Annotated in this window: 11 protein-coding genes; 3 read left to right on the forward strand and 8 right to left on the reverse strand. The window is 69.8% G+C overall.

Going from position 1 to position 11,714, the window contains the following annotated elements; genetic code table 11:
* Positions 1-14: 14 nt before the first annotated feature.
* From FM051_RS36520 to FM051_RS36535, 4 genes are read right to left on the reverse strand one after another with little or no spacing between them, the layout of a single operon-like run.
* Positions 15-938: an ABC transporter substrate-binding protein gene (locus FM051_RS36520; RefSeq protein WP_158851400.1), complete on the reverse strand. Its 924-nt coding sequence runs from the start codon at positions 936-938 to the stop codon at positions 15-17.
* Positions 935-1,621, reverse strand: coding sequence for an ABC transporter permease (locus FM051_RS36525; protein ID WP_158851402.1), 687 nt, complete (start codon positions 1,619-1,621; stop codon positions 935-937). Before FM051_RS36525 ends, FM051_RS36520 begins: the two co-directional genes overlap by 4 nt.
* 2 nt (positions 1,622-1,623) lie before the next feature.
* The gene (locus FM051_RS36530; protein WP_238412909.1) at positions 1,624-2,259 is read right to left on the reverse strand and encodes an ABC transporter permease; all 636 of its coding nucleotides are present in this window, start codon (positions 2,257-2,259) and stop codon (positions 1,624-1,626) included.
* Entirely contained in the window at positions 2,256-3,359 is a 1,104-nt protein-coding gene (locus tag FM051_RS36535; RefSeq protein ID WP_158851404.1) for an ABC transporter ATP-binding protein, read from the reverse strand. The genes FM051_RS36530 and FM051_RS36535 overlap by 4 nt, the downstream gene beginning before the upstream one ends.
* A gap of 207 nt (positions 3,360-3,566) precedes the next feature.
* On the opposite strand from FM051_RS36535, the gene FM051_RS36540 reads away from it, so the two are divergent.
* Positions 3,567-4,982, forward strand: coding sequence for an aromatic amino acid ammonia-lyase (locus FM051_RS36540; RefSeq protein ID WP_238412910.1), 1,416 nt, complete (start codon positions 3,567-3,569; stop codon positions 4,980-4,982).
* 144 nt (positions 4,983-5,126) lie between these two features.
* On the opposite strand, the gene FM051_RS36545 is transcribed toward FM051_RS36540, so the two are convergent.
* The 4 genes from FM051_RS36545 to FM051_RS36560 all read right to left on the reverse strand — a co-directional run bounded on the left by FM051_RS36545 (position 5,127) and on the right by FM051_RS36560 (position 8,669).
* Positions 5,127-5,876, reverse strand: a complete 750-nt coding sequence (locus FM051_RS36545) for a hypothetical protein (protein ID WP_338019513.1) — start codon at positions 5,874-5,876, stop codon at positions 5,127-5,129.
* Positions 5,877-6,063: 187 nt separating this feature from the next.
* Entirely contained in the window at positions 6,064-7,428 is a 1,365-nt protein-coding gene (locus FM051_RS36550) for a GH39 family glycosyl hydrolase (protein ID WP_158851408.1), read from the reverse strand.
* Between the two features lie 88 nt (positions 7,429-7,516).
* A complete protein-coding gene (locus FM051_RS36555; RefSeq protein ID WP_158851410.1) occupies positions 7,517-7,705 on the reverse strand; it encodes an SDR family oxidoreductase in 189 nt (62 codons plus the stop codon).
* A 16-nt stretch (positions 7,706-7,721) separates the two neighbouring features.
* A complete protein-coding gene (locus FM051_RS36560; protein ID WP_158851412.1) occupies positions 7,722-8,669 on the reverse strand; it encodes an NAD(P)H-dependent flavin oxidoreductase in 948 nt (315 codons plus the stop codon).
* Positions 8,670-9,017: 348 nt separating this feature from the next.
* Between FM051_RS36560 and FM051_RS36565 the strand changes: the two genes are divergently transcribed.
* A complete protein-coding gene (locus tag FM051_RS36565; protein WP_158851414.1) occupies positions 9,018-9,395 on the forward strand; it encodes a hypothetical protein in 378 nt (125 codons plus the stop codon).
* Positions 9,396-9,768: 373 nt separating this feature from the next.
* Complete coding sequence (locus tag FM051_RS36570) at positions 9,769-11,685, forward strand: FAD-dependent oxidoreductase (RefSeq protein WP_158851416.1); 1,917 nt, start codon at positions 9,769-9,771, stop codon at positions 11,683-11,685.
* Positions 11,686-11,714: the final 29 nt, after the last annotated feature.

Here is an 11,714-nt window from a genome sequence, read left to right on the forward strand (position 1 = left end):
CAGGGTCCGTCCGATCAGGAGGTGAGCCCCTGCTCCTTCAGCCACGCCTCGGCCACGCTGTCCGGGTCCTCCTTGTCGTTGTCGACCCGGGAATCGAGCTTGGTCAGCTCCTCCGTGGTCAGCTTGTCGTTGAGCGCGGCGAGGGCGGCGATCACGGTCGGGCTGGCCTTGGACTCGTTGATCAGCGGCACCACGTGCTGGGCGGGGACGAGTTTCTTGGGGTCCTCCAGCACCACCCAGCCGTTGTTGCCGATGTTGACGTCGGTGCTGAACAGGTTCGCGACCTGGATGTCGCCGCCCTCCAACGCACCCCTCGTCAGCGGGCCGCCCGCGTCGAGCGCCTTGAACTCCTTGAACTCCACCCCGTAGACCTCCTTGAGGCCCACCAGTCCGACGAACCGGGTCTTGTCCTCCGCCGGTCCGCCGAAGACCAGTTCCGCGCCGTGCGCCTTCAGGTCGTCGAGGGTCTTGAGCCCGTACTTGTCCGCCGTCTCCTTGGTGACGACGTAGACGTCCTTGTTCTCCGCCGGCGCGTAGGGCAGCACCTTCAACCCCTTGGGCAGCACCGGGCCCAACGCCTGCTGGACCTCCTCGGCCGCGCTCTGCTTGGCGTTCTTGTCCAGGAACTGCAACAGACTGCCCTGGTACTCCGGCAGGACGTCGATGTCGCCCTGCTGCAACGCGGGCACGATGATCTCGCGCGAGCCGAGGTTGGCCTTCACCGACGCGTCGACCCCCTTGGCCTTCAACACCCCCGCGTAGAGGTGGCCCAGGATCACGTTCTCGCTGAAGTTGGCGGTGCCCACGGTGAGCGCGCCTTCCGAGGCGGTGCCGGACTGGCTGCTCTGCGGATCCAGGGACGTGACACCGCCGGAACACGCCGTCATCACCAGGGCGACGCTCGTCAGAATGCCTGCGGTGACGAGTCTGGGCTTCATCGGTTGCTCCTTCGGCGTTGCAATGCGAGTCCACGGGGCGTGAGCGCCCGCTGCAGCCCGCTCAGGGCCAGGTCGAGCGCGATCGCGAGGACCGCGATCAGCACGGCTCCGCCGAAGACCTGGGCCAGGTCGTTCTGCGCGAAGCCGTCGAACACGTAGCGGCCGAAGCCGCCGAAACTGATGTACGCCGCGATGGTCGCGGTCGCCACCACCTGGACAACGGCCAACCGCACGCCGTTCATGATCAGCGGAACGGCCAGCGGCAGTTCGATCTGGAACAGCACCTGCCACCCGTTCAGACCGGTGCCGCGCGCGGCGTCACGGACGTCGTGGTCGACCGCCGCCATGCCCGCGTAGGTGTTCGTGACGATCACCGGGATGGCCAGCACCACCAGCGCCACGTACACGGGCCACAGGTTCAGCCCGCTGACCAGGAACACCAGGATCACCACGCCGACCGTGGGCAGGGCGCGGCCGAAACTGGCGAGGTTGATCGCGAAGAACGCGCCCTTGCCCGTGTGGCCGATCAGCAACCCGATCGGCAGTGCGATGAGCACGGCGACCACTGTGGACAGCAGCGAGTACTGCAGGTGCTCGAACAGGCGTTGGACGACGCCTTCGGGACCGGACCACCGCGTGCCGTCGGCGAACCAGCGCAGCACCTCGGCGATGAGCTCACCCATGGTTACCGCCCCCTCCTGGTCCACGGCGTGAGCGCGTGCTGGGTGACGACCAGCAGCAGATCAGCCACCAGCGCCAACATCAGCGTGATCACCACACCGGCGATGACCGGCACCGCGAAATCGCGCTGGAACCCGTCGATGAACAGCTGGCCGAGCGCGCCGTGCCCGATGAACCCGGCGACGCTCACCAGGCTGATCGTCATCACGGTCGCGACCCGCACACCCGCCATGATCACCGGCAGGGCGAGTGGCAGCTCGACCGTGAGCAGGGTGCGGGTGCCGCCGTAGCCCATCGCGCGGGCGGCCTCGCGGACGTTCGGCGGCACCGACGCCAGGCCCTCGACCGTGTTGCGCACGAGCACGACCAGTGTGTAGACGGTCAGCCCGAGGACGGCGGTCTCATAGCTCAACCCGGTGAACGGCAGCAGGAGGATGAACAGCGCCAGCGACGGGATCGTGAACAGCACCCCCGAGATGCCGAGCACCGCGCCCTTGAGCAGGGGGAACCGCACGGCCAGCACACCCAGCGGCAGGGCCAGCACCAGTCCGCACAGGACGGCGACCGCCGCGATCGCGCTGTGCTCCAGCGTCGTCATCGCGAGTTCGCCGGCGTGGTCGGAGATCCAGGACCACCTCACGGCACCAGCACCTCGGCCCGGAACCGCGCGGCACGCTCGTTGATCTGCTGCGGGCTCGACACGCCGGCCACGCACCCGTCCTCGTCGACGCGGACGGCTAGACCCACGGGAGACGAGACGGTGGCGTCCAGTGCCGCGAGCAGTGAGGCGTTCGCGGTGAGCCCGGCGGCGACGATCGGCTCGGCGTCGGCCAGCACACCGTCGGCCGGCAGGTGGTCGACGTGGACCCAACCCCGTGGCCTGCCGTTGTCCGTCACGGCGAGGATCCAGCCGTCGCCCGCCCGCCGCGCTTCGGCGACCGATGTGGACTCGGTCACGGTGGTGACCGGCTCGATCGGCACGTCGGCCAACGACGTCAGCGAGAGGAGTTTGAGACCCCGCTCGGCACCGAGGAAGTCCGCCACGAAGTCGTCCGCCGGGTGCGTGAGCAGTTCGGCGGGCGTGGAGAACTGCACGAGGTGGCCGCCGGTTTTGAAGATCGCGATCCGGTCGCCGAGCTTGACCGCCTCGTCGATGTCGTGGGTGACGAACACGATCGTCTTGTGCAACTCGTCCTGCAACCGCAGGAGTTCGTCCTGCAGAAGGGTGCGGACCACCGGATCTACTGCGCCGAACGGCTCGTCCATCAGGAGGATCGGCGGATCGGCGGCCAGAGCCCTGGCCACACCGACCCGTTGCTGCTGGCCGCCGGAGAGCTGGTGCGGGTACTTCCCGGCCAGGTCGCGGGCGAGCCCGACGGTGTCGAGCAGCTCCACCACGCGATCGCGGACCCGTTTGCGGTCCCAGCCCAGCAGGCGCGGCACGGTCGCGATGTTGTCGCCGATCGTGCGGTGCGGGAACAGGCCCGACTGCTGGATGACGTAGCCGATGTTCCGGCGCAGGGTGGAGGCGTTGACGTCGCGCACATCGCGACCGTCCACTCGGACCTTGCCGCTGGTCGCGTCGATCATCCTGTTGATCATCCGCAGCGTCGTGGTCTTGCCGCAGCCCGAGGAACCGACGAGGACCGTGAGCTGCCCCTCGGGGATCTCCATGTCGAGTTCGCGCACTGCCGTGGTTCCGTCCGCGAACTTCTTGTTCACGGCCTCGAAACTGATCAAGACGATTCACCTCTTGTCATGTGTGAATGCGTTCATGCATGCTCTGGTCCACGTCGAGCAGTGTCAAGAGGCCGAGCGCCATACTTCACCTGCTCGTAACGGCGCAACGGTGCACCGCCGCCGCACGACCCCGAAGGGCCGCCCATGCACCCAGACGTCCCGGCCACGTTGCCCACCGTCGACCCCGTGGTCCTGAATGGACAAACCATGACCAGTGCCGAGGTCATACGGGTCGCCCGCTCGCGCACCCCCGTCGTGGTCGACGACGACGGCAGGCGCCGGGTCGACGCGTCGTGGCACGCCGCCCAGCGCGTCGTCCTGCACCGACCGGTGTACGGACGTACGACCGGCGTGGGCGCCAACCGGTCGGAGACCGTGAGCGCCGAGGACCTGACCGAGCACGGGCTGCGGCTGCTGCGCAGTCACTCGGGCGGGTTGGGGAAGCTGCTCCCCGAGGAGTACGTGCGCGCGATGCTCGTGGTGCGGCTCAACCAACTGCTCGCCGGCGGCGCGGGACTGCGCCCGGCCGTGGTCGACGTGCTCGCGGACGCGCTCAACTCCGGCTCCTTCCCCGCCGTGCACGAGTTCGGCGCCATCGGGACCGGCGACCTGACCGCGTTGGCGGAGACCGGCCTCACACTGCTGGGTGAACGCTTCTGGCTCGGCTCCGAGGCCTCCCCCGCGCCGATCACCCTCGACTCGGGCGACGCGCTGGCGTTGATCAGCAGCAACGCCCTCACCATCGGCATGGCCGCGATCGCCTGGCACGAAGCGCACCAACTCCTGTCCGCCGCACACGTCGTGACCGCGCTGTCCTTCCTGGCCGTCGACGGCTCGCACGAGGCCCTCGCCGAACGCGTGCACGCGGGCAGACCACACCCCGGCCAGGTGAGAGCCGCCGCCGAACTGCGCCGACTGCTGGGTGCGCCCGTCAAGCCCGCCGCGCGGATCCAGGACCCGTTCGGCTACCGCTGCTTCCCCCAGGTGCACGGCCCCGCGCTGGACGCGACCGCCGACCTCGGCCGGGTACTCGACGTCGAGATCAACGCGGCCGCCGAGAACCCGCTGATCTGCGCCGACGACGACACCGCCTACCACCACGGCGCCTTCCACAGCGCCTACCTCGGCCAGGCGCTCGACCGCATGAGGCTCGCGTTGCTGCACACCGGCCAACTGTCCACGGCACGTCTGGCGAGCCTGGTCGAGCCGAGGTTCACCGGCCTGCGACCGTTCCTCGCCGACGGCGCCAGCGGCAGTTCCGGCGTGATGATCCTGGAGTACAGCGCGAACTCCGCCCTGGCCGAAGTACGCAGCCTCACCGAACCCGCGAGCCTCGGCACCGCCGTCGTGTCACGCGGCCTGGAGGAACACTCCAGCTTCGCCTTCCAGTCGGCACGCCAATCCCTGGCATCGCTGAACGCCTTCCGACTGGTCCTCGCCTGCGAACTGGTCGCGGCGCTCCGCGCACTCCGCATGCGCGACCTCGCACCCTCCCCGAACGCACCCCTGCGCACCGCCTACGACCTCGCGTCGGCAAAGCTGAACCCGACCATGGCAGACCGCCAACTGAGCCCCGACGTCGAAGCCGCGGCGACCCTGGTGGACGACTTCGCCGACCTGTAGCCGGACGCGGCGGTCGTCCTCGACGACCGCGGTCGAACGCTCGTCGCCCTCGGGCATCGCGACCCCGCACGCGATGCGCTGCGCACGGGTCTTGCACCGGGCGCGGTACGGGACGAAGACGACGAGCGTTCAGACCGCGCCGGATCAGCTGAGCCAGGGGCTGAAGTGATCGGCCACGACGGAAGTCAGGCCGCCCACGCTGAGGCTGCCGTCGACCTCGATCACGCGCAAACCGTGTTCCCGTGCCCTTTCCACCACGTCCTGGGCCAGTAGACGGTCTCGTTCGACCCGATTCGCCTGTGCGCGTTCCGGATCGCTCACCGCGGCGGAAACCCTTCCCGCCCTGGGCAGTTCACGGAGTTGACGTTGCCGGAACGCCTCGGTCGGCACGAGGAACACGGCCTGTCGCGGCTCGGCGAGCAGCGGAGCGACGAGTTCCGGCCGCAAACCCCACCCCTCGGCGACGAGTGGACGGCCGCTGGACAGGGCGCGCAGGTCGTCGAGCACCATCCCGAAGCGCTCGACGTGGCTGTGCTTGCAGTGCTCGGCCATCTCCTGCGGTGACGGTCGCACCCAGGTCGTGTCGGGATCGTGCGCGTGGAGGGTTTGCCACGCGTGCCGGTGCGGATAGCGGCCGGCGTGGGCCAGCGCGCGGTCGTAGTGGCCTCGGGCGTCGTGGAAGTCGTAGTGGTACGCGGTCAACCCGAATCGGCGCGACAAGAGCCAGGCGACGGTCGACTTGCCCGCCCACTGCGCTCCACCGATCCACAGGACAGTGCTGAGTTCACCAGAAGGTCCCCACCTCATGGTGGCAAGGGTGACGGCGATCGAGTGCCGGAACAAGTCTTGTTTTTGCTGGTCAGAGCTGGTTAAGTTGGTATCTGTCAGGTTCACGGGTCCCCACCTCGAACCGGCGGGGTCAGACGATCGGTGTGTTGTCGGCACGCCGCCGCCAGTTCGTCGCGCGCCGTTGCCGAGCTTCGCCTCGCGGCGGGCGCGTTCTCCTGGACGCCACCGACGCCCGCCGCCACGACCCGAGCCCGGAGTGGGTGGACAGGCCGGGCCCGCCCACCCACCGCGGTCAGCTCAGCACCAGCTGCGTGACCGACGGACCCGGCAGGGCCACGGACACCTGCCCGGCGCTCACCGCCACCGTCCCGAGGTTGGTCGGCTTGGCGTAGCTCACCGTGTTGCCGTCCTTCTGGTGCACGGCGGCCTGCGTCAGACCGGACCCGACCCCGATCACGGCGTTGTGCGGCGTCGTGCCCTTGTTCACGATGACGACGACCTTGGGGTTGGCGGAGGCGTACACCTCCACGTTGTTCCCGAGGGTCGTGGACGACCGCACCAGGCTGCTCCCGAAGTGCGCCAGCGCGGTGCCCTCCTGGCCGGTGAAGAAGCCGACGCCCTGGTAGACCGGCATCCGCTCGTTGCGACCCGCGCCGTTGGTGTTCGGCTGGTCGTACAGCAGGCCCAGCGCGCCGTTCTTGTCGCCGTACACGTAACCGCGCGCACCCGCCTCGGCGAGCCGGCCGAACACGCTGGCGCTCCACCAGATCGCCGCGTTCCGGTACTGGACGGGCTCGGTGCCGATGTTGTCGCAGCCCGCCGGGTTCGGGTGGACGCCCCAGTCGGAGTTGGTCTCACCGATCTGGATGCCGATCCGGTCCGCCCGCGAAGGCACGACGCTCGCGATGATGTCGCGCACCGCGGCCACGTCGGTGCTCCACTGCGCCGTCTCGGCCAGCAACGTGCTGTCGCACGCCGCGTGCTCGCCCGCGCCGTACTTGTGGAAGTCCACGAAGTCCGTCCGGCTGCCGCTGACCGCCAGGAAGTCCCTGATCCAGGCCATGTTCGGGTCGCCTACGGCCGGGCCGCCGACGCTGATCGCCGGGTCGACGGCCTTCATCGCGTCGTAGACGGCGTTGAAACGGGCGCCGTAGGCCGCCGGGGAACCGTCCGGCTTGGCGTTCGGCTCGTTGCCGATGATCCACCGGCCGACCCGGTTGCCACCGAGGTTGAAGTGCCGCACCAGGTTGGCCGCGTCGGTCGCGTTCTCCGGCACGATCAGCACCGGCTCCGCGCCGAGGTCCTTGATCGCGGTGACCCAGGCGTCGCCGGCGACTTTCCGGTCCGCCCCGTCGCCGCCGGCGACGATGGCGCTGGTGGGATCACCCGGCGTGGCGTACACCAGCTGCATGCGCAACGAGCCGTACCGGCCCGCGAGCATCGCGCGGTGCTGCGGGTCGTTGGTGATGTAACTGTCGTACCCGTAGCCGGTGATGTCGGCGCTGAACGTGTCGCGGGGCACCGGCCGCACCACCGCGCCGAAGTCGACGGTCACGTTCGCGACCGCGGCCTGCGCGGGCGTGGTCAGCAGCGGAACCAGCGCGACGGCCGCCGCCGCGCCGATGAATCCGCGTGACCTCGACCTGCGTGATCTCAAACTGTGTGATCTCAAAAGAAGGCACCCTGTCGTGAGTCCGGCGCCGGGCCGGACAACCCCAGTAGTGAGATCAACATAGCCGCACCCACTATCGACGCACTTCCATGCGGGGCCGGTCCAGGGCGCCCAGCACCGCGTGCGCGACGCGGTCGGGGGTCAGCGGGCGGCTCGGGAAGTTCAGCGCGGAACCGCCCCCGGCGACCTCGTGGCGGAGCATGGGGGTGTCCACGGAGCCGGGGTGGATCATGCTGACGCCGACGCCGGTCTCACGTTCCACGGCTTCCTCGTGCCCGTCAGTCGACGCCCAGACCGCGCACGAGGTCGGCGACGATCTCCGCGGCGCTCTCCGACCGGGTCACCGAGCCGACGCCTTGGCCCGCGTAGAGCGCCATCGCCTCGACGGCGCCGGTGGCGTCCGCGGCGGGATTGTGCGGGCTGAACCTCGGCACGGCGGTCCGCACACCGCCAACGCTCATCTCCGCGACGTGGTCACCCGTGAACTCCTCGGCCGCCCGCAGGCAGGACCGCAGGACGCGGTGCGCCACGGGAAAGGTGTCGGTGGAGAAGGCATCGGTCAACACGGTGTCCTCGTAGCCCGCGTCGAGCACGGCCGCGAGGTGTACCGGGTGCGTGGCGGCCTCACGGGCGGCGAGGAAACGCGTGCCGACCCGCACGGCCGAGGCACCGGCGGCCAGGGCCGCGGCGACGGCGCGGTGGGTCGCGATCCCGCCCGCGGCCACGACGGGGACGTCCACCGCGTCGAGCACGCCGTCCAGCAACGGCAGCAGCCCGATACCGCCGGTCGTACGACCACCCGCCTCGATGCCGCGGGCTACGACCAGGTCGCAGCCCGCGTCCACGGCGGCGCGCGCCTCGTTGGCGGAGACGACCTGCCGGGACACCAGCGCCCCACCGGCCTTGGCCCGCTCGACCAGCGCCGGGTCGGCCGGACCGAAGTAGAACTCGACCAGCGGGGCCTTCGCGGCGGCGATCTCGACGACCTCCTCGTCGGCGAGCGGCTGGATGAAGTTCACGCCGTAGCACCGCGTTCGGCTGTTGAGCACGTCGATCGCCCCGGCAAGCGCGGAGGCGGGCATCGCGACCGCGGCGAGCATGCCGTGGCCCCCGGCGGCCGCCACGGCGGCGGGCAGGTCGGGGACGGCAGCGGCGAAACCGATCGGCGCCTGCTGGACGGGCACATCACAGCCGACGAGCCGGGTGAACGGTGTCGTGAACCTCATGGCGCGGTTCCTCACGTCGGATCGTCCGGGGGGGCTGGTGACAGTGTCTGTCCCCCGGACCGGCTCAGCGCGTCGAACCCCGGCAGGGGTGCACGGGCGGGTGTACACACCCGGTCGACGGTGCCGGGAGCGACCGCGGCGCCCGCGTCGAGCACCCCGAGCAGGAGCCGGGTGTCCCGAGAGGGAGATGCCCCATGAGCCGCACTCCCTCCGGTGGTCGCGTCGGCCGGCACGGTGCAGCGGCGGCCAGGTGGTCGTGGACTACAGGGCGCTTGTCACCCGATTGGGTGAAGCGATGCATAATGTGATGACCTGACAGTGATCGAAACCGCCACCTGGAACGCACCCATGAGCCATGATCAGCCGCTGCCCGCCTGGACGGCGGACGCGACACCCGAGGCCCGCTACGGCACGCTGCTCGGCATGGCGGCCGCGATCGGCTCTCTCCTGGACGAGCGCACCGGAGGCCACCGCCGCGCCGACGTCGAGCGGTTGGTGCTGCTGCCCGCACCGGCACCGGCCCGAGCGGTCGAACTCGTGCGCGGCTGGCAGACCGAACTCGCCAACGCACGGCGCAAGCCGAAGCTGCCCGAGCTGGACGACCTGCTGCGGATGTTCGAGGAGGTCACAACCGGCCTGGCACACCACCCGCTGCCACCCGGCGTGCCCCTGGCCGCAGGCAGGGTGGCCGCGGCGATGAACACCACCCGGCACGCGGTGCTGTGACCACACCGGTTCCGTCGTGCAGCCCTGCTCCCCGGCCGCCGGCCACCCACGCCCCGGCCGCCGGTCAGGCCCAATGCCAGTGACTCAGGCTGTTTCCCCAGCTCAGGCAGGTGCGGCAACGGCTGGGCGGCACCGACTGGCGTCGTGATCGCGACACTCGGACATCTGCTGTCGCCAGCCCCCTTGGGGCGCTGACGGACCGCACAACGCGGGGCGCGCCAAACACCGCTCCGTGGAGCCTTCGAACGGGTCCTGACGTGCGGATATTGGCGCTAGGTCACTGGTATTGGCCCTGGGACAACCCGGACGGACCAACCGCAAGCACACGATCCGGGACTGTCCGTGCCCGCGCTGACTACCTGACAATCAAGCCATGTCAGAAAAAGCCGGCGCGGACGGTTCACCCAGCGTCTTGGTCGTGGGGGCCGGGATGTCCGGGCTGGCCGCAGCGCGGGCACTGCGCGAACTCGGCCACCCCGTCACCGTCCTGGAGGCACGCGACCGCGTCGGCGGGCGGATCTGGACCGACGAGCACGGGGTCGACCTCGGCGCGCACTGGATCCACGGCACGGACGGCAATCCGATCACCGAACTGGTCGAGGACCTGGGTATCCCCTACAGCTACGTGGGCGGCGACAGCGCCTACACCGGGGGTTTCGACAGCCTGGACCTGTTCGGCGCGGACAACCGCCTGGCGAACCACCGCCGCAAGAGCCGCACCCTGGAACTGGCCGACGACGTGCTGCACGAGCTCGAACAGCGGGCCGAGACCGCGCGCAAGGGGCAGCACCCGGACATCCCGCTCGGCGAGGCCGTCCGCCAGATCCTCGCCGAGCGCCGACTGTCCCCCGAGGACGAACACGCGGTCCGCTACCACCTCAACGTGATCCTGCGCGAGGACGTCGCCGAGGACCCCGACAACCTGTCGCTGAAGTTCTGGGAGGACGGCTACCTGGTCTACGGCTACGGCGACAGCATCCTGCACCAGGGCTACCAGTCGGTTGTCGACGCCCTCGCCGAAGGGCTGGACGTCAGGTTGCGCCACGTGGTCACGCGGATCGACACCGGCGCCGGGCCGGTGCGGGTCACGACCGACCGGGGTCGCTTCGAGGCGGACAAGGTACTGGTGACCGTGCCGCTCGGTGTGCTCAAGGCCGAGGCGGTGCGCTTCGAGCCCCCGCTGCCCGAGGCCAAGCGGTCGGCGATCGCCCGGCTGGGCTTCGGCACCCTCAACAAGATCGCCCTGCACTACCGCGAACCCTTCTGGCCGAAGGAGCAGTACGTCTTCGGCTACCTGTGCCGCGACACCGACCGCTACCCCACGGTCGTCATCAGCATGTGGAAGTCCCACGGCAAGCCGATCCTGGTGATGCTGCTCGGCGCCTCGCTCGGCCGCGAGATGGAGACCTGGTCCGAAGAGGACGTCTCCACCTACGCCACCACCGTCGTCAAGGACATCTTCGGCGCCGGCGCGCCCGCACCCGAACACATCTCGCGCACCGCGTGGTCCACCGACCCCTTCGCCCGGGGCGCGTACACCTGCATCGGCGTCAACGCCTCGTCGAAGGACATCGGCACGCTCGCCGAACCGGTTGGCGACCGGCTGTTCTTCGCCGGTGAGGGCACCAATCCCTACCACTGGGGCTGCGTGCACAGCGCCTACGAGTCCGGCAGGCGCGAAGCCGCGCGGATCAGCGGGAACTCCGCCACCTACACCCCGCCGAGCGCCGGGACCTCCCGCCGCCAGTCGCGCAACACCGACCGCATGCTGCGCTTCGTGCGGATGCGGATGACGCACATCACCGAGCGCGAGCTGACCGAGCGGGTGGCGTGCCTGCGGGAGAGCGTCGATCCCCACGGGGTGCGGCTGTTCGCCTCGCTGGTCGACTCCGAGTTGGAGACGCTCGCCTCGATGTTCGACGAGATCCCTTTCACCGCAGGCGATTCCATCTGCCGGGAGGACGACGCCGCGCACGGGGTGTTCCTCGTCGCGAGCGGCGAGGTCGAGGTCGACTTCGGTGGCATCTACGAACGCGCGGTCCTGGGCCGCGGTGCCCTGCTCGGCCACTACGACCTGTTCTTCAACGCCCGCACCACATCGGTCACGGCGCTCAGCGACGACGTCGTGGTGTTCTACCTGGACCACTACCGGTACCAGAGCTTCCTCTACGCCTTTCCCAACGTCATGATGCTCATGATGTCGGATCTGGTCACGCGCTGGGAGCAACTGGAGAGCGCGCTCGGCTCCGCAACGCTGTCCGCTCCCACGCGGAAACCGGGAGCGGCCTAGGCCCGATACCAGTGACTGGAACCGGAATT

The organism is Saccharothrix deserti, assembly GCF_009769385.1.
Taxonomy (GTDB): domain Bacteria; phylum Actinomycetota; class Actinomycetes; order Mycobacteriales; family Pseudonocardiaceae; genus Actinosynnema; species Actinosynnema deserti.

What these genes read in the sequence shown, in the direction of transcription:
- FM051_RS36520 (WP_158851400.1), bottom strand. Translation starts at nt 938, where the DNA reads ATGAAGCCCAGACTCGTCACCGCAGGCATTCTGACGAGCGTCGCCCTG.
- FM051_RS36525 (WP_158851402.1), bottom strand. Translation starts at nt 1,621, where the DNA reads ATGGGTGAGCTCATCGCCGAGGTGCTGCGCTGGTTCGCCGACGGCACG.
- FM051_RS36540 (WP_238412910.1), top strand. Translation starts at nt 3,567, where the DNA reads ATGACCAGTGCCGAGGTCATACGGGTCGCCCGCTCGCGCACCCCCGTC.
- FM051_RS36560 (WP_158851412.1), bottom strand. Translation starts at nt 8,669, where the DNA reads ATGAGGTTCACGACACCGTTCACCCGGCTCGTCGGCTGTGATGTGCCC.
- FM051_RS36565 (WP_158851414.1), top strand. Translation starts at nt 9,018, where the DNA reads ATGAGCCATGATCAGCCGCTGCCCGCCTGGACGGCGGACGCGACACCC.
- FM051_RS36570 (WP_158851416.1), top strand. Translation starts at nt 9,769, where the DNA reads ATGTCAGAAAAAGCCGGCGCGGACGGTTCACCCAGCGTCTTGGTCGTG.